This is a genomic window from Parasphingorhabdus sp., from assembly GCF_041748495.1.
Classification (GTDB): domain Bacteria; phylum Pseudomonadota; class Alphaproteobacteria; order Sphingomonadales; family Sphingomonadaceae; genus Parasphingorhabdus.
The window spans coordinates 1-17,693 of record NZ_JBGTDD010000104.1 but is presented as its reverse complement, the minus strand read 5'-3'; the positions used below and the strand labels follow the sequence as shown (position 1 = coordinate 17,693).

The 17,693-nt window shown below is 58.0% G+C and carries 14 protein-coding genes; 12 read left to right on the top strand and 2 right to left on the bottom strand.

Features of this window, described 5'->3' with window-relative positions; translation table 11 throughout:
- The first annotated feature begins 113 nt into the window (after nucleotides 1-113).
- The 5 genes from ACEW8J_RS09495 to ACEW8J_RS09475 all read left to right on the top strand — a co-directional run bounded on the left by ACEW8J_RS09495 (nucleotide 114) and on the right by ACEW8J_RS09475 (nucleotide 6,926).
- Nucleotides 114-1,133 (top strand): ArsR/SmtB family transcription factor, encoded by a 1,020-nt coding sequence (locus ACEW8J_RS09495; protein WP_373491396.1) that lies wholly within the window; start codon nucleotides 114-116, stop codon nucleotides 1,131-1,133.
- On the top strand, nucleotides 1,130-2,086 hold the full coding sequence (gene metF, locus ACEW8J_RS09490; RefSeq protein ID WP_373491395.1) for a methylenetetrahydrofolate reductase: 957 nt from the start codon (nucleotides 1,130-1,132) through the stop codon (nucleotides 2,084-2,086). Before ACEW8J_RS09495 ends, metF begins: the two co-directional genes overlap by 4 nt.
- On the top strand, nucleotides 2,083-3,132 hold the full coding sequence (locus ACEW8J_RS09485; RefSeq protein WP_373491394.1) for a homocysteine S-methyltransferase family protein: 1,050 nt from the start codon (nucleotides 2,083-2,085) through the stop codon (nucleotides 3,130-3,132). Before metF ends, ACEW8J_RS09485 begins: the two co-directional genes overlap by 4 nt.
- Nucleotides 3,053-5,848 (top strand): methionine synthase, encoded by a 2,796-nt coding sequence (gene metH / locus ACEW8J_RS09480; RefSeq protein WP_373491415.1) that lies wholly within the window; start codon nucleotides 3,053-3,055, stop codon nucleotides 5,846-5,848. The genes ACEW8J_RS09485 and metH overlap by 80 nt, the downstream gene beginning before the upstream one ends.
- A gap of 133 nt (nucleotides 5,849-5,981) precedes the next feature.
- A complete protein-coding gene (locus ACEW8J_RS09475) occupies nucleotides 5,982-6,926 on the top strand; it encodes a right-handed parallel beta-helix repeat-containing protein (protein WP_373491393.1) in 945 nt (314 codons plus the stop codon).
- A gap of 1 nt (nucleotide 6,927) precedes the next feature.
- Here ACEW8J_RS09475 and ACEW8J_RS09470 read toward each other — a convergent pair whose 3' ends face one another.
- A complete protein-coding gene (locus ACEW8J_RS09470) occupies nucleotides 6,928-8,559 on the bottom strand; it encodes an alkaline phosphatase family protein (protein ID WP_373491414.1) in 1,632 nt (543 codons plus the stop codon).
- Nucleotides 8,560-8,685: 126 nt separating this feature from the next.
- Between ACEW8J_RS09470 and ACEW8J_RS09465 the strand changes: the two genes are divergently transcribed.
- Both ACEW8J_RS09465 and ACEW8J_RS09460 read left to right on the top strand, forming a co-directional pair.
- Complete coding sequence (locus tag ACEW8J_RS09465) at nucleotides 8,686-10,803, top strand: protein-disulfide reductase DsbD family protein (protein ID WP_373491392.1); 2,118 nt, start codon at nucleotides 8,686-8,688, stop codon at nucleotides 10,801-10,803.
- A 13-nt stretch (nucleotides 10,804-10,816) separates the two neighbouring features.
- Nucleotides 10,817-11,431, top strand: a complete 615-nt coding sequence (locus ACEW8J_RS09460) for a redoxin domain-containing protein (RefSeq protein ID WP_373491391.1) — start codon at nucleotides 10,817-10,819, stop codon at nucleotides 11,429-11,431.
- A gap of 572 nt (nucleotides 11,432-12,003) precedes the next feature.
- Here the strand turns inward: ACEW8J_RS09460 and uvrB are convergent.
- Nucleotides 12,004-14,181: an excinuclease ABC subunit UvrB gene (gene uvrB / locus ACEW8J_RS09455; protein WP_373491390.1), complete on the bottom strand. Its 2,178-nt coding sequence runs from the start codon at nucleotides 14,179-14,181 to the stop codon at nucleotides 12,004-12,006.
- 139 nt (nucleotides 14,182-14,320) lie between these two features.
- Here uvrB and ACEW8J_RS09450 point away from each other — a divergent pair, with 139 nt between their 5' ends.
- From ACEW8J_RS09450 to ACEW8J_RS09430, 5 genes are all read left to right on the top strand, one after another.
- Nucleotides 14,321-14,863 (top strand): DUF3617 domain-containing protein, encoded by a 543-nt coding sequence (locus ACEW8J_RS09450; protein WP_373491389.1) that lies wholly within the window; start codon nucleotides 14,321-14,323, stop codon nucleotides 14,861-14,863.
- Between the two features lie 56 nt (nucleotides 14,864-14,919).
- Complete coding sequence (locus tag ACEW8J_RS09445; RefSeq protein ID WP_373491388.1) at nucleotides 14,920-16,065, top strand: serine hydrolase domain-containing protein; 1,146 nt, start codon at nucleotides 14,920-14,922, stop codon at nucleotides 16,063-16,065.
- 54 nt (nucleotides 16,066-16,119) lie between these two features.
- Nucleotides 16,120-16,518: a VOC family protein gene (locus ACEW8J_RS09440; RefSeq protein WP_373491387.1), complete on the top strand. Its 399-nt coding sequence runs from the start codon at nucleotides 16,120-16,122 to the stop codon at nucleotides 16,516-16,518.
- 11 nt (nucleotides 16,519-16,529) lie between these two features.
- Complete coding sequence (locus ACEW8J_RS09435; protein WP_373491386.1) at nucleotides 16,530-16,922, top strand: VOC family protein; 393 nt, start codon at nucleotides 16,530-16,532, stop codon at nucleotides 16,920-16,922.
- A 24-nt stretch (nucleotides 16,923-16,946) separates the two neighbouring features.
- Nucleotides 16,947-17,693: amidohydrolase (locus tag ACEW8J_RS09430; protein WP_373491385.1), on the top strand; the 747-nt coding region annotated here is incomplete at its 3' end.

Here is a 17,693-nt window from a genome sequence, read left to right as displayed (position 1 = left end):
CGGGAATGTCCGGATCTCGAAATTCACCCGGCCAGGCCAGCGCCGGCAAAAGCAAATGACGAGAATCAAGCCGATTGACCAGATATAAAGATTTCTTTATATACGTGCCTGACATGGACAATATCTTGAACATCTTCAGAGCGCTCGCCGACCCCACGCGGTTGCGAATCATGCTGCTGCTGCAAAAGATGGAACTCGCCGTCGGGGAACTTGCACAGATATTGAATCAAAGTCAGCCCCGAATTTCGAGGCACATCAGAATATTGGATGAAGCCGGCCTGGCGGAGCGGCGGAAGGAAGGCAGCTGGGTGTTCCTGAAACCCGGGCCCGCATCAGAGCTGGAAATATTGGGGCGCATTTTTCGGTCGGACAAGGTCGCGAAATCCGAACAGGCGCTCCAGGATCAGGAGCAGCTGTCACTGGTCCGCAAAGCGCGGGCGGAAATGGCCGAGCGCTATTTTGCCGCGCATGCTGCAGAATGGGATGCGATCCGGTCGCTGCATTTGCCGGAAGCGGAAGTTGAACGGGCCATGCTGGGCCTGCTGCGGGACGCACCGCTCGGCAAGATGCTGGATATCGGCACCGGTACCGGGCGGATGGTCGAACTGTTCGGGGCTTCGGCGCAATCGATCATCGCCATCGACAATAGCCCGGAAATGCTGCGGCTGGCCCGGGCCAAATTGCTTGAAAGCGAGACCGTTGGTGGCACCGATCTGGTTCAGAAAACAGAGCTGAAGCAGGGTGATTTCAATAATTTGCCGGTCGCAAATGGCACGGTTGATAGCGTCATTCTGCATCAGGTCCTGCATTTTGCCCAGCATCCGGAGGCGGTGCTGGTGGAAGTGTCCCGGGTGCTGAAAACGGCTGGCATTGTCGTGATCGCGGATTTTGCGGCGCATGATCGGGAAGATCTGCGCACCGAACATGCGCATGCACGGCTCGGTTTCAGCGATGCCAGCATGAAACATTGGCTCACCGCATCGAAGCTCGAGCTGGTACAGACCAGAACCCTGGACGGCGGCGAGCTGACCGTCAAAATCTGGGTCGCCAGAAAACCTGCCGTGCCCAGCCTTCATCCCGAATCCGGCAAAACGGCTTCCCAATCTGAAAATTTGAAAAGAGCATCAGCATGAACAATCCAACCCGGCCGATGGGCCTGATCGAGCTGGAAGAGGCCAAGCGGGCGCTAGACGTACCGCTGTTCGCCGGATTGAGCGGAGATGCCGATGTCTCGTTCGAATTTTTCCCGCCGAAATCTGAGAAAATGGAAAAGACTCTCTGGGAAAGCGTGGTCACGCTGGAGCCACTCAGTCCGCGATTTGTCTCGGTCACTTATGGTGCCGGCGGCACCACGCGTGAGCGCACACACGCCACGGTGGCGCGGATTGCACAGGAAACCAATATTCCTGCCGCGGCGCATTTGACCTGCGTCGGCGCGAGCAAAGCGGAAATCGCCGAAGTCGCTCGATCCTATTGGGCCGCGGGTGTTCGTCACATCGTCGCCCTGCGCGGCGACCCGCCAGCAGAAGGTCAGGCTTTTGAGCCGCATCCCCAGGGCTACGCCAGCGCGGCAGAGCTGGTGAAAGGGCTGACCGACATTGCCCCGTTCGAGATATCGGTCGCCGCCTATCCGGAAACCCATCCCGAAGCCGATTGCCCGCAAGCCGATCTCGACAATCTGAAGCGCAAGCTGGACGCCGGAGCCAGTCGGGCGATCACCCAGTTTTTCTTTACCGCCGAAGCCTTTTTCCGGTTCCGCGACGCGGCGGCGGCGGCCGGGATTGATGCTGAGCTGGTGCCCGGCATCTTGCCGGTTTCCAATGTTGCCCAGACGCGCAAATTTGCCGGACTCTGCGGCGCGGAAATACCGGACTGGATGAACGATCTGTTCGAGGGACTGGATGACCATCCTTCGGCCCGTCAATTGATCGCGGCCACGGTGGCGGCAGAATTGTGCCGCAAGCTTTATGCCGGCGGCGTTCGCCAGTTCCATTTCTACACGCTCAACCGGGCAGAACTCAGCTACGCCATTTGCCATTTGCTTGGCAAACGGCCCACGGGCACACGACAGGAGAAGGCAGCATGACCAGCGCACGCGAAGCCGTTCAAAATCTGGCCGCAGAACGCATCCTGGTGTTCGACGGCGGCTATGGCACGGCGATCCAGAATTACCGTCTGGGTGAAGACGATTATCGCGGCAGTCTCGACCTGACCGATGACCAGAAGGGCAATAATGACCTGCTCAGCCTGACCCGGCCGGACATCATCGAAGCCATTCATACATCCTATCTCGACGCTGGGGCCGATATTATCGAAACCAATACGTTCAGCTCCACGGTGATCAGCCAGGCCGACTATGGCTGCGAGCATCTGGTGCGCGATTTGAATGTCAAATCGGCTGAAATTGCGCGAGCGGCCTGTGACAAGGCGGAAGCCAAGGATGGTCGGCCGCGCTTTGTTGCCGGGTCAATCGGCCCGACCAACAAGACGCTGTCGCTGTCGCCCGATGTCAATGATCCCGGCTTCCGGGAAATTGACTATGATTATCTGAAAGGCGTCTATCGCGAGCAATGCGACGCCTTGATCGACGGCGGAGTCGACTTTCTGCTGATCGAAACCATATTTGACACGCTCAACGCCAAATGCGCCGGCATGGCGGCGATGGAAGCCGCGGAAGCCTGCGGCCGGGACGTGCCGCTGATGATATCGATGACCCTCACCGATCTGTCGGGGCGAAATCTGTCCGGCCATACCGTCGAGGCCTTCTGGCATGCGGTCCGGCATTTGAAGCCGCTGACCATCGGGCTCAACTGTTCTTTCGGAGCCGACCAGCTCAGGCCGCATCTCGCCATGCTGTCGAAAGAGGCGGACTGCCTGATCATGGCTTATCCCAATGCCGGCCTGCCCAATGATCTGGGCGAATATGACGAGATGCCGCAGGAAACTGCGGAACTGATCGGCGACTGGCTGAAGGATCGGCTGGTCAATATTGTCGGTGGCTGCTGTGGCACCACACCGGAGCATATCCGTGCGATAGCCGACGCCGTGGCGGATCAGGAACCGCGCACGATACCGGCCGTCACCGTCCGCACCCGCCTTTCCGGACTGGAACCATTCACCATGGCGGCCTGAACCATCAGCAGCTTTTATTTCGCGTGCCGCGAGGCAAGAACGGCGCAAAAACAATTGTCTCCCGGCATTGTCCGGGACCAACGGATACCATCGCAATAATATGACACAGTCTTCCTCCACCAATTTCGTCAATATCGGCGAACGTACCAATGTTACCGGCTCGGCGCGGTTCAAGAAGCTGATCCTCAACGATGACTATGAAGCCGCGGTCGAGGTCGCTCGCCAGCAGGTCGAGAATGGCGCGCAGGTGATTGATATCAACATGGACGAGGGCCTGCTCGACGCCCATCATGCGATGACCACCTTTCTCAAGCTGATTTCCGCCGAACCCGATATCGCCCGCGTACCGGTGATGATCGACAGCAGCAAATGGTCGGTGATCGAGGCCGGACTGAAATGCGTGTCCGGCAAGCCGATCGTCAATTCCATCTCGATGAAGGAAGGCGAGGAAGAATTTCTCGATCACGCCCGCAAATGCATGGCTTATGGCGCGGCTGTCGTGGTCATGGCCTTTGATGAAACCGGACAGGCCGACACCAAGGAGCGCAAGATCGAGATCTGCGAACGCGCCTACAAGTTGCTGACCGGCATCGGCTTCCCGCCGGAAGATATCATCTTCGACCCCAACGTGTTCGCCATTGCCACCGGCATTGACGAGCATCGCCGTTACGGGCTCGACTTCATTGAGGCCACCGAAGAGATCCGGAAGCGCTGCCCGCATGTCCATATTTCCGGTGGGCTGTCCAATCTGTCCTTCAGCTTTCGCGGCAACGAGCCGGTTCGCAAGGCGATGCACAGCGTCTTTCTCTATCACGCCATTCCTGCGGGCATGGATATGGCGATCGTCAACGCCGGGCAGCTGGACATTTACGACGATATCGATCCGGAATTGCGCGAGCTTTGCGAAGATGTGATATTCGACCGCCGCGACGATGCCACCGACCGGCTGATCACTCTGGCGGAAAAATTCCGCGGCACCGATGAAGTGGCGGAAAAGGCAGCGGCGGAATGGCGCGGCTATGAAGTGCACAAGCGTCTGGAGCATGCGCTGGTCAAGGGCATCGATGCGCATATCGTCGATGATACCGAGGAAATGCGCCTCGCGGTCAAGGATCGCGGCGGACGGCCGATCGAAGTGATCGAGGGACCGCTGATGGACGGCATGAACATCGTCGGCGACCTGTTCGGCTCGGGCAAGATGTTCCTGCCGCAGGTGGTGAAATCCGCGCGGGTCATGAAAAAGGCCGTCGCCCATCTGTTTCCCTATATCGAAGCGGAAAAGGACGAGAAGGCCAAGGGCAAGGGCAAGATCATCATGGCCACGGTCAAGGGCGACGTGCACGATATCGGCAAGAATATCGTCGGCGTCGTGCTGCAGTGCAACGGCTTTGAAGTCATCGATCTCGGCGTGATGGTATCCTGGACGGACATTTTGAAGGCTGCCAATGAAAATGATGCCGACATTATCGGCCTGTCGGGGCTGATCACGCCTTCCCTCGATGAAATGGTGACCGTGGCCGAAGAGATGGAGCGGGCAAAAATGCAAATGCCCTTGATGATCGGCGGTGCGACCACGTCGAAAACCCATACGGCGCTGCGCATCGAACCCGCCTATACCGGCCCGACCATCCATGTGCTGGATGCGAGCCGCGCCGTCGGTGTGGCGTCGCAGCTGGTCAGCGACACCCAGGCGGTTGGCTTCATCACCAAAACGCGTGAAGAATATGAGCAGGTCCGCATTGCGCGCGCGGGCAAGACCGGCAAGAAACTTTCCACCCTGGAAGAAGCGCGGGCCAATGCAGCGGTGATCGATCCGTCGCTCAAGGCCTCGGCACCAGCAAAACCGGGATTGCATGTTTACGACGATTGGGACCTGGCAGACCTGCGCGACTATATCGACTGGACACCCTTTTTCCGCGCCTGGGAGCTAGCGGGAAATTATCCGGCGATCCTGACCGACAAAGTGGTCGGTGAGAGCGCCAGCGACCTGTTCCGCGATGCGCAGGCCATGCTCGACAAGATCATCGATGAAAAATGGCTGACAGCAAAAGGCGTCGCTGGTCTGTGGCGCGCACGGCGGGAAGGCGACGATATCCTGGTCTCTCCGGATAATGAGGAAACTGCCCTGCCGATGTTGCGCCAGCAGGTCGTCAAGCGCGGCGGCAAGCCAAATCATTGTCTCGCCGATTTCATCGACACCGAAGATGACTGGATCGGCGGCTTTGCCGTTACCACCGGTCATGGCATCGACGAACATGTCCAGCGCTTCGAAATGGACAAGGACGATTATAACAGCATCCTGCTGAAAGCACTGGCCGACCGGCTGGCCGAGGCCTTTGCCGAGCGGATGCACGAGCATGTGCGCCGGGATTTGTGGGGCTATGGTGCGGATGAGGGCCTGAACAAAACCGACCTGATCCGGGAAAAATATCAGGGTATCCGCCCTGCCCCGGGCTATCCTGCCTGTCCCGACCATAGTCTGAAACCGATCCTGTTCGATATGCTCGATGCCACGGAAAATACCGGTATCGAGCTGACCAGCGGCTTTGCCATGACACCCACCGCTGCGGTATCAGGTTTCTATCTTGCCCACCCACAGGCGGAATATTTCGGCGTGGCACGGATTGGTGAAGACCAGGTCGAGGATTATGCGGAGCGGCGCGCCATCTCGCTAGACCAGGCACGCCAGTGGTTGCGGCCGAATCTCAACGAATAGACCGTCGCTGTTAACCTATTAATCTGTGTTGCTCAGCCTGAATTCATCTGGGACAGGCGATGTAATGATATTGTTCGACATCGCGGCACGCGGTAATGAAACTGTCCTATTATCCCGATTCAGGATGACCAAAATGATCTTCAAGTTCCCGTTGATAGCCGTAATCATGTCGGCCAGCGTCGTAGCCACCGCAGCGCAGGCGCAGCGCAATGCGCCGTTCTCGATCACGGAAACCGGACAGAGCTATACCAGACTTTCCGACGCGGTCGCAGCAGTTGGCGGCAATAACGCAACCATCGTGATTGCGCCCGGTACTTATGGCGATTGCGTGGTTCAGACGGCTGGCCGCATCACCTATAAGGCTTCCATGCCGGGCAAAACAATTTTTGACGGCGGCATCTGCGAGCAGAAGGCAACTCTGGTTCTGCGCGGCAAGGCGGCGACCATCGACGGCATCATCTTCCAGAACCAGCGCGTGCCGGATGGCAATGGCGCTGGCATAAGGATCGAGCGCGGTGATCTCTACATCTATAACGCCATGTTTCGCAACGCCGAGCAGGGGATCTTGAGCGCCGATGATCCCAGCGCCGAAATAGTCATCGACCGGTCGACCTTTCAGCGACTGGGCCGCTGCGATCGCGGCCTGTCCTGCGCGCACAGCATTTACATCGGCGATTTCGGTTCGCTGAAGGTGACTAATAGCCGATTCGAGAAGGGCAGCGGCGGCCATTATGTCAAAAGCCGCGCGCCCCGGGCGACGATCAACAACAACAGCTTCGACGACACCCAGGGCCGCAACACCAATTACATGATCGACCTGCCGGCCGGTGCAACCGGGGTGATCAGCGGCAATGTTTTTGTCCAGGGCCAGAACAAGGACAATTGGAGTGCATTCATCGCGGTGGCAGCCGAAGACCGGGACCATAGTTCCACCGGTCTCAACATCCATTCCAACAGCGCTTCGCTAGCCAAGGGCGTCCAACGCAAAACCTGGTTTGTCGCCGACTGGAGCGGCGATCAACTCAGGATTGCGAACAACAGCCTGGGAACCGGCTTGACCCGCTATCAGCGGCGGTAGCTCAATTGCAGCTATTCCCGGCTCCGCCATCAATATCCAGACATTTTCCGTCGATTTCCTCCGCCGGAATATTGACGCCGATAAGCGCAGCCAGCGTCGGGGCGATATCGACTGTCATCACCGATAGCGGCTGCTCGAATTGCTGGATTCCTTCCCGCCAGAACAGGATCGGGACGCGGCGATCATAATCCCACGGGCTGCCATGCGTTGCGACATAGCCGCGTGAGGTCGAGGCAATCGGCGTGACGGCTTTTTTTAACAGAACGACAAAATCGCCAGATCGGTCAGGGTGAAAAGAGGCCCGGGCGCGCTCGGCCAGGGTCCAAATTTCAGGCGCTCCATCCGGCACTGTCACATCCAAAAGATCGTCATGGTCCAATACCGCCTCAACCTGGCTGTGGGCCGCGATCAGCGCCATGGCGCTGTCCTTGACCTGCTGCCGCTGGTCTTCCGGAAGATCCAGGCTGACATAATAATCGCCAAACGGTCCGTCCGCGTAGAGGACGCGTTTGTCGTTCGGCAGGCCCAGTTCTCTGGCTACGGTCTCGCCAATGGCCTTTGCATTGAAACCGGCCTCGATCCGCTGTGCCGTCGGCACACCCTGCAGGCTCATCCGTTCCGGCAGGTCAAGCCCGCCATGATCGGCCGTCAGCATCACGACATAATCAATGCCTTCGCCATCCAATATTTCGAAAAACTGTCCCAGCGAGCGATCCAGTTCGGCCATCTGGATGCACATTTCAAGGCCTTCCGTGCCAAAGGCGTGGCCGATATAGTCGGTCGCAGCCAGACCGATTGACAATATATCGGTCGCTTCACCCCGACCCAGCGCCAGTTCCTTGAGCACAGCCGTTGCTGCGTCCAACACCGAACTGTCCAGATCTGGCGAACCCCGATAGATGCTAGCCGCACCATCAGGACGCTGGAAGGCATAATCTCCAACGGACTGGCCCTCTCCGTACAATATTTTGCTGCTCCGTGCTGCGCAATGACCCGGGGTCGCATAAGCAGGGCGGGCCTTGTCAATTTTTTCGCCGATCGCTCCATTCAGCGCCGCTATCGAAGGCAATGTCTTGCGACCCTGCAGGGTGGTGAATCCCTTGCCCTTCCACCAGTAAATTTCGTCAACTTGCTTACCGCCCATCATCAGGGCTGACCGGTCCTTGCCCGCCACCGCGACGTTGCGGGATTCAGGCGATATTGTCTTCAGCCGTTCACCCAGGGTCGGCACCAGCAGATGCCAGGCCGAGGCGACATAGTCGCCTTGCGAGGCGGCGGTGATATCGCCAAAGCTGGTGCCTTCAATGCGCTCGTCTTCGGCGCAATATACCGTCTTGTCGTCACGAGCGATCGACAGGTCGATCCAGTTATTGGCAATGATCCCGGCGCGTCCGGAATGCACACCTGTCATGATCGTCGCATGTCCGGGGCAGGTTTCGGTTGCTGCCTGCGCTTGATAGCCCGACGGGAATACTGCTCCGCCCGCCAGACGTTTCAGCCCCCCGGTAAAGCTGCTGCGATATTCACTGAACAGGTCGGCAGACAAATGATCGACCGATATGGCGACGACCAGTTTTGGTTTGGCTCTGTCGTCAGTGGCGGGTTCTTCGGCATTTGCGATTCCGGAAAACATGAGACACGCCGCCAGAGCTGTAACTTGGGTCAATTTTTGCACGAATAGTCCTTACATGTAAAAGCAGCTATAGAAAGCGGCCCGCTGATAGCCTAAATGCGTTTAAACAGGAAATGGTGAGTTTTTATGACATTTGATTTTCGCATCTTGCCGATCATGCTGGCGTTTGTGGCTCTGGCCTTTGCGCCGGCGGCCGACGCACAGAACCGGCTAGGCAATACGGAATTGAATGTACCCGCTACACTGCTGGCGGAATCGCAGCAGGTGCAGGCCGGACAAAGTGTAACCCTGGCCTTTCTCATGGAACCGAAACCAACCTGGCACGGCTATTGGGAAAATCCGGGCGATGCCGGGATCGGAATGAGTTTCGACTGGAAACTGCCTGCGGGGGTTAGCGTTAGTAAAGCCCAGTTTCCGGTTCCCGACACGCTGCTGATATCCGGCATCATGAACTATGTGTACAAGGGCGACTATGCGGTTCTGGTCAATCTGACCCTGTCAAAAGACGTCCGTCCCGGTCCGCTGCCGATTTCTGTCAAATCCGAATGGCTCTCCTGCACCGATGAAATTTGCGTGCCAGAACAGGATGAACTGTCGATCACTTTGCAGGTTGTCGGAAATCAATCGGCGACCTCGCAGGACAAGCGGTTCAACGATTTTCGTGCTGCCCTGCCGCGCGCCCTGGGGAGCGATGCAAGCTTTGCCGTCAATGATGATCTTTTCCGCCTGGCGGTGCCCCTGCCGGCCAATGTCCAGATTGACGAGCCTTATTTCTTCATCAAGGAAGACGGCATAATCGATTATGCCGCGCCGCAGAAATTCAGTCGCAACGGTGATCAGTTGATCCTCGAAACCGGAGCGCGCGGGGATGATCGGGACAGTATCAGCGGCATATTGAAAATCGGCGATCATATGGGGCTGCTATTCACGGCGACCAAGGGTGATGTCGCAATGGCAGGCCTGCCCTTGATCAATGACGGCGCCAAGAGCCAAGCCAGCAGCTCGCTGCTCTTTCTCGCACTGGGCGGTGCCATATTGGGCGGGCTACTGCTCAACCTGATGCCCTGTGTCTTTCCGATCCTCAGCCTCAAGGCCATCAGTCTGGCCAAGGCGGGTGGTCAGGAAGCCGATGTGCGGCGGGATGCGCTGGCCTATACTGCTGGCGTCATTCTGGTTGCCACCGCGCTTGGCGCGATCCTGCTCGGCCTGCGGGCCAGCGGTGCAGCGGTCGGCTGGGCCTTTCAACTGCAGGACCCCCGAATCATATTCGTGCTGCTGGCGCTGGTGACCGCCATCGGTCTCAATCTTGCCGGCCTGTTTGAACTGCCCAATGTCAATTTTGGCAACAAGCTGACCCGGAAGGATGGCGCCGCCGGATCTTTCTGGACCGGTGCGCTCGCCGCCTTCGTCGCTACCCCCTGCACCGGCCCTTTCATGGCCGCCGCCCTGGGCGCAACGATCGTCCTGCCGCCGATTGCCGCATTGATAATCTTTGCCGGCCTGGGTGTCGGCCTGGCCTTGCCCTTCCTGCTGATCGCCTTCGTGCCGGCGATCCGCAGCCGCTTGCCGAAGCCCGGACCCTGGCTCGATCGCTTTCGCAAGGCGATGGCGGTCCCGATGTTTCTTACCAGCATCGGCCTGATCTGGTTGCTGGGGCGGCAGATCGGTACCGACGCGCTGGGCCTGTCGCTGATCTTCCTTCTGATCGTCGCGCTGGTCCTGTGGTGGTTCGGCGGCGGCCAGATGCGGGGTCTCTCACGCGGCGCGCTGACCAGCGCGGCAATGGTCGCCGCGGTGATCGGCGGTATCCTCGCCTTGCCTGGCGAAGCGGCGATGGATGATCGGAAGCTGGCGAGCGCATCTGGCGCGACCGTGCCCAGCGAACCCTTCAGCGAACGCCGCCTGTCCGAATTGCGCGCATCGGGTCAGCCCGTATTCGCCTATTTTACCGCCGACTGGTGCATCACCTGCAAGGCCAATGAAGCGGCCGCGATCCAGCGCAGCGAGACCGCCGAGGCCTTTGCAGCAGCCAAGGTCGCTGTCCTGATGGGCGACTGGACCCGTCCCGATCCCCAAATCAGCAGGTTTCTGGAACAGCATGGCCGCGCCGGAGTGCCGCTCTATCTTTATTATGCATCCGGCCAAGAACCGGTCATTCTCCCGCAAATATTGACCGTCGCAACCTTGACGGAACTGGTGACGGGACCGTTGAAAACTGCTAGGCTTGAGGCAACCCCCCAATGAATGGAGACAAGATATGCTGAGACGTCCCTCTTTCGCTATTGCAGCCGTTGCCGCCATTGCACTGGCAAGTCCACTGGCGGCCGCTCAGAAAAATGGCGCCATGGCCCAGGACTTCAAACTCACCGACATCAATGGAAAAACGGTCCAGCTATCGCAGTTCCGCGGCAAGACCGTGATCCTCGAATGGCATAATCCCGGCTGCCCCTTTGTGGCCAAACATTATGACAGCGGCAATATGCAAGCCACCCAGAAGGCTGCACGGGCACAGGGGGCAATCTGGTTGACGATCAATAGCGGCGCGAAAGGCAAACAGGGCCATATGACCGGTACCGAAGCGAAATCGCTGATCACAAAACAGAATATCCAGGCGAGCAACTATCTGTTCGACACAAAAGGTGTGGTAGGCAAGGCCTATGACGCCAAGACCACACCGCACATGTATATTATCGATGGGTCCGGCAAACTGGTCTATCAAGGCGGTATCGACGACAAGCCAACAGCCAATCCCGCCGATATCAAGGACGCACGCAATCACGTGCTTGCGGCACTGGGCGAAATCAAATCCGGAGACAAGGTGAGCATTGCGCAATCCCGGCCTTATGGCTGCTCGGTCAAATACGCGTCCTGAGCCGCCTTTTTGCCCGGACCTGATTACGAAGCAAATGCTGCTTGTGGGTGATGCTCAGGATCGGGAGACAGGTCCAATACACAACCCGGATCTGTCTCCCGCCCTTGTTCCGACAGCGTGCGACCCTACCTAAAGGCGCCGCCGGTCAAACTCTTCCCGATCCCCTTCCGGTTTTGTCCGGTGGAGAATGATTTTCAAGGCTTTTTATGCTGCTGCCCTGCGCGGCTTGACGGGAATTTGCAGCGGGGGAAATAACGTCAAATCTGTATAGTGACCCTGTAGCCAACCGGAGATGAACAGTCTTGTAACCAATAGACCCAAATCGTAAATCATTGAAATATTATTACTATTTTTTGTAATTTATATACGCTCGACGGCCATGCCAATTAGACGGGAACGCGACCTATCAGCCGATATTTGGAAAGGCGTTATTTTCCATATAGTTAGATTATCAGCCGATTCGCGCTCAAGAAAATTGCCCGGACGGGGGCGGGACTGCATTGCACTGACCTCGTCTCCGGATTTGCTGTCGTCCAGTGCCGTCAGTTGTAAGCGACGTCCTTACTACATCGCTACATCTTCCGCTGCGTTTTCCCATAACCCATCTTGCGCGTCCCCGGCCTGCCTTCGGTCGACCTGCCCTTTGGCTGGGCAACCTGCAGATCGGCGGGCAGGCCGAGTTCTTCCGCTTCCAGCTTGCGGATTTCATCGCGCAGCCGGCCCGCTTCCTCGAACTCGAGATCGGCCGCGGCATCTCGCATCCGTTTCTCGAGGCTCTCGATATGCGCCCGCAGATTATGGCCGACGAGATGACCGGAGCCATCGTCGACCGCGCCGGTGACCATATCCTTGGCGGTCGCATGGGCGACAATATCACCGATATTTTTCTTGATTGATGTCGGCGTGATGCCGTGGGCCAGATTATATTCGACCTGCTTCTCGCGGCGGCGATCGGTCTCGCTGATCGCGCGTTCCATCGATCCGGTCATCCGGTCGGCATAGAGAATGACCCGGCCATCAATATTGCGCGCGGCTCGGCCAATGGTCTGGATCAGCGATGTTTCACTGCGCAGGAACCCTTCCTTGTCGGCATCCAGTATCGCCACCAGTCCGCATTCCGGGATATCCAGGCCTTCGCGCAACAGGTTGATTCCGACCAGCACGTCATAGACGCCCAGTCGCAGATCGCGGATCAGTTCGATCCGTTCGAGCGTCTCGACATCGCTGTGCATGTAGCGGACCTTGATCCCGGCCTCGTGCATGAATTCGGTCAGATCTTCGGCCATTCTTTTGGTCAGCGTCGTGATCAGGGTGCGATAGCCCTGCGCCGCGACCTTGCGGCATTCGTTGATCACGTCGTCGACCTGATCCTCGACCGGCTTGATCTCGACCGGCGGATCGATCAGCCCGGTGGGACGAATGACCTGTTCGCTGAACACCCCGCCGGTCTGCTCCATCTCCCATTTTCCCGGGGTCGCGGATACGCTGACCGTCTGCGGCCGCATCGCGTCCCACTCGTTGAAGCGCAGCGGCCGGTTGTCGATACAACTGGGCAGACGGAAACCATATTCAGCCAATGTGATCTTGCGGCGGTGATCGCCCTTGGACATGGCGCCGATTTGCGGGACGGTCTGATGGCTTTCATCGACAAACAGCAAGGCATTGTCGGGCAAATATTCGAACAGGGTCGGCGGCGGTTCACCCGGCAGGCGGCCGGTCAGGAAGCGCGAATAATTTTCGATGCCGGCGCAGCTGCCGGTGGCCGCTATCATCTCGAGATCGAAATTGGTGCGCTGCTCCAACCGCTGATGCTCGATCAACTTGCCTTCGGCTTCCAGTTCCTTGAGCCGGACGCCCAGTTCCAGCTTGATCGCCTCGGTGGCCTGTTTCATCGTCGGCCCCGGCGTCACATAATGCGAATTGGCAAATACCCGAACCCGGTCCAGGCTCGCGCCCCTCTTGCCGGTCAGCGGATCAAATTCGACAATCTCCTCGATCTCGTCACCGAAAAAACTGATCCGCCAGGCCATGTCTTCATAATGCGACGGGAAAATCTCGAGATTGTCGCCGCGCACCCGGAAAGTGCCGCGGGCGAACGCCATGTCGTTTCTCTTATATTGCAAGGCCACCAGCTTGCGGATGATATCCCGCTGGTCGACCGCCTGTTCCTTCTTGAGGTCAAAGATCATGGCCGAATAGGTTTCGACCGAGCCGATGCCGTAGAGACAGGATACCGAAGCGACGATGATCACGTCATCGCGTTCGAGCAGCGACCGGGTGGCGCTGTGCCGCATCCTGTCGATCGCTTCGTTTACCGAGCTTTCCTTCTCGATATAGGTGTCCGACCGCGCGACATAGGCTTCGGGCTGGTAATAGTCATAATAAGACACGAAATATTCGACGGCATTGTCGGGAAAATAATTCTTGAACTCACCATATAGCTGCGCAGCCAGAATCTTGTTGGGCGCCAAGATCAGGGCGGGCCGCTGCAGTTCGTCGATGATCTTGGCCATGGTGAAAGTCTTGCCCGACCCGGTGACACCGAGCAGCACCTGGTCGCGCTCTTCCTCGCGCATCCCCGCGACCAGTTCCCTGATCGCATCCGGCTGGTCGCCAGCGGGTTCATAATCGCTGACCAGCTTGAAGCGCCTTCCGCCTTCCGACTTTTCCGGCCGGCTGGGCTTGTGCGGCACGAAATCCTTACCGGTTTCCGGCTCCGCCAGACCTCTTCTGATTACCAATTCTGTCATGATGGCGATATGGAACAAAAAGGGTCCAATGTCATCCCCGGAATGGAATTTTCCGAAGTCCGGGATGATCGCAAATTTACATCTGCGATTCACAGGTTTAAGACGGTTTGCGGGAGCAACATAACCGAGGGATATTCACGTGAAAAAATTACTAGTTTCAGTGGCTGCAATCTGTCTGGTTGCCGGCTGTTCAGACGAAGGTGCTGACCGCGACGGTGACGGAAAGATCAGCACGGAAGAAGTGGCCCTGGAAATGAACAAGGTCACGCTCGAGCCCGGCGAATGGGAAAATAGCGTTGAAATAGTGGACGTGAAAATCGAAGGCCTGCCAGCAGGCGCGCCAGCCGGTATCATGGACGGTATGAAGGGCCAGGTCACGAAATCAAAATCTTGCATAACCAAGGAGCAAGCGGAAAATCCGGGAGCGGAATTTTTCGCGGCTCAGGAAGAAACCAATTGCGAAGTCAAGAAATTCAAGATGAGCGGCGGCGCGGTTTCCTCCGAAATGGTCTGTAGCAATATGGGCGGGGCACCCGGTAATATGACCATGGCGATGGACGGCCAATATGGTCCGAGCAACTATGACATGACGATGAACATGAATGGCGGCGCTGGCGGCATGAAAATGGATATTACCGCCAAGAGTATCGGCAAGCGGATCGGAGCCTGCCCGGCTGGATGATCCAGAGGGTCTCTGAAAGAATCAGAAAAAAGGCAGGGGCATCACGCTCCTGCCTTTTGCTTTTGTTCCTGATCGCGATCGCCGCTCCAGCTCAGGCTGATTCCCTGCTGCCGGGACCACCCGCCGCGATCAGGGTCGATTTTACAGCGGACACTGTCTCGGTCACCGCGATTCAGGGCTATTCCAACCGCAGCACGGGTCGCGCACTGATGCCGGACGATCCGGTTCGAATCGCTTCGGTTTCCAAGCTATTCGTCGCCTTGGGCGTGATGCGTCTGGTCGAAAAGCAAATAGTGGAGCTTGATGCTGACGTCAGCGACTATCTGGGGTGGTCCTTGCGCAATCCTGACTTTCCGGACAAAGCCATCACGCTGGCTGATCTGCTATCCCATCGATCCGGCCTCCGCGACGGCATCAACTATGCCCTGCCCATGGATGCGTTGCTGGAAGAGGAATTGCGCAACCCCCAAGCATGGCACAGCAACCATCCTCCCGGGAGCTATTTCACCTACGCCAACTTGAACTTTCCGGTGATTGCCGCGGTCATGGAAGCGGCCAGCAGAAAACGGTTCGACTGGATCATGCAGAATGAATTATTCAAACCGCTGGGCCTCGACGCCTGTTTCAACTGGATTGGCTGCAGCGATGCAAAGATCGCCGCTGCGGTCACGCTCTATCGCCCCGATGGCAGTGTGGCGCGGGATGACCTGCGCGGGATTCGCGAGCCATGTGCCATCGTACCGGCAAGAGATGGTAGCTGTGACTTGAGCCGCTATCAGCTCGGCCAGACCGGTTCAATCTTCAGCCCGCAGGGCGGATTGCGCATTTCGGCGATGGATCTGGCAAAAGTGGGTCAGATGTTCCTGAACAAGGGCGACGGCTTTCTGACTCCAGCGTCGCTGGGGCAGATGATGCAGGCCAGGTTCATCGCATCCGGCCCGACGCAACAAAGCGGAGATAGCGAAGCCGGATATTATTGTTTCTATGGTCTGGCCGTCACAATCCTTCCTCCCGCATCAGCCGCGATCCCGGATTGTGAGTCCGTGCCGGCAGAAACGCCCTATTTCGGTCACTCCGGACATGCCTATAGCCTGAAATCCGGCATTTGGTGGAATCCCATGATCGGCAAAGGCGTCGCTTTCTTTCGCACCGAGGTTTCCGACCATGACCCCGCAGGTCATTGCATCTATTCCTGCGACTGATAAGTTTCACTAAGCAACCGAATCACCACCCCACTGACCATCAGGAGAGAAGAGATGATCGCCTACACCATGCTTGGCACCAACGACAAAGACCGGGCCTTCGCCTTTTACGACGCCGTGTTCGAGGGAACCGGGATCAAGCGGATGTTCAAGACCCCGGCCGGCGGCCAGTTTTATGGCAAGACGCCGGGCGAGCCGATGCTGTGCATCACATCGCCGTATGACGAAGGCGATGCCTGTCATGGCAATGGCACGATGGTGGCGTTGCAATGCGAGACGACCGAAGACGTGGATGCGTTCCACGCCCGGGCGCTGGCACAGGGCGCTGGCAATGAAGGCGATCCCGGCTGGCGGGCACCGGACATGTTCTACGGCGCCTATTTCCGTGACCATGACCAGAACAAGATCTGTGTCTGCAAGACCAATTTTGCCGCAATCCCTGTCAAGAATTGAGGAGAGAAACCATGATCGGATATGTCACGCTCGGCACCAATGATCTCGACCAGGCGCGAACCTATTATGACGCGCTGCTCGGCGAACTGGGAGCGAAACGGTTGATCGAGATGGAAGAAAATGGCTTCACTCTTTATGGGGTCGACATGACCACGCCGTCGATCGCCATCACCAGGCCCGATAATGGTGAGCCCGCACAATCGGGCAATGGCAATATGATCGCCTTGCAGATGCAGGAACGCGCGCAGGTCGACACATTCTACCAAAAGGCGCTCGAACTGGGCGGCAGCGACGAGGGCGCGCCGGGCGTGCGCGGCGATGATGGCGCGATGGCTTTTTATGCCGCCTATTTCCGCGACCCGGAAGGCAACAAGCTTTGCGCATTTCGTCTTGGTCCGCCATAGAAGCAAAAAACACAGGGGAAAATCATGAAACATCTTTTGGCTTTGGCGACGACAGCAGCCTTGATCTGGACCGCACCGGATGCGGCACAAGGCAGCGCACCGTCGCCCGATCTGGCTGCAGCGATTGCGGCAGATTATGACAAGGATCTGGAAGCCCTGTTTCTCGATTTTCACAAGAACCCGGAACTGTCCTACAAGGAAACCCGTACCGCCGCGATCATGGCCCGGCAATGGCGCGCTGCGGGCTTCACCGTAACCGAACAGGTCGGTGGCACAGGTGTCGTCGCGGTGATGAAAAATGGCGCGGGTCCGACGCTGATGCTGCGCGCCGACATGGACGGGCTGCCGCTCGTCGAGGACAGCGGACTGGATTATATGTCGACCGTCAAACAGGTCAGCATCGACGGAGAGGAACAGCCGGTGATGCATGCCTGCGGGCATGATGTGCATATCACTTCGCTGATCGGCACCGCCCGCCAGATGGCAGCGCGCAAGGACCAGTGGGCCGGCACCCTGGTGCTGATCGCGCAGCCGGCCGAAGAACGGATCGGCGGAGCAAAGCTGATGATGGAAGACGGACTATATACCCGTTTCCCCAAACCCGATTACGCCATGGCTTTTCACGTGTCGGCCGACACCCCGACGGGGAAGCTTTCGCTCGACGAAGGCATCAAGAGCAGTTCGTCCGACAGCGTCGATATCATTGTCCACGGGGTCGGTGCGCACGGCGCGTCGCCGCATCGGGGCAAGGATCCGATCGTGATGGGCGCA

What these genes read in the sequence shown, in the direction of transcription:
- ACEW8J_RS09495 (WP_373491396.1), top strand. Translation starts at nt 114, where the DNA reads ATGGACAATATCTTGAACATCTTCAGAGCGCTCGCCGACCCCACGCGG.
- metF (WP_373491395.1), top strand. Translation starts at nt 1,130, where the DNA reads ATGAACAATCCAACCCGGCCGATGGGCCTGATCGAGCTGGAAGAGGCC.
- ACEW8J_RS09485 (WP_373491394.1), top strand. Translation starts at nt 2,083, where the DNA reads ATGACCAGCGCACGCGAAGCCGTTCAAAATCTGGCCGCAGAACGCATC.
- ACEW8J_RS09475 (WP_373491393.1), top strand. Translation starts at nt 5,982, where the DNA reads ATGATCTTCAAGTTCCCGTTGATAGCCGTAATCATGTCGGCCAGCGTC.
- ACEW8J_RS09470 (WP_373491414.1), bottom strand. Translation starts at nt 8,559, where the DNA reads ATGTTTTCCGGAATCGCAAATGCCGAAGAACCCGCCACTGACGACAGA.
- ACEW8J_RS09465 (WP_373491392.1), top strand. Translation starts at nt 8,686, where the DNA reads ATGACATTTGATTTTCGCATCTTGCCGATCATGCTGGCGTTTGTGGCT.
- ACEW8J_RS09460 (WP_373491391.1), top strand. Translation starts at nt 10,817, where the DNA reads ATGCTGAGACGTCCCTCTTTCGCTATTGCAGCCGTTGCCGCCATTGCA.
- uvrB (WP_373491390.1), bottom strand. Translation starts at nt 14,181, where the DNA reads ATGACAGAATTGGTAATCAGAAGAGGTCTGGCGGAGCCGGAAACCGGT.
- ACEW8J_RS09440 (WP_373491387.1), top strand. Translation starts at nt 16,120, where the DNA reads ATGATCGCCTACACCATGCTTGGCACCAACGACAAAGACCGGGCCTTC.
- ACEW8J_RS09435 (WP_373491386.1), top strand. Translation starts at nt 16,530, where the DNA reads ATGATCGGATATGTCACGCTCGGCACCAATGATCTCGACCAGGCGCGA.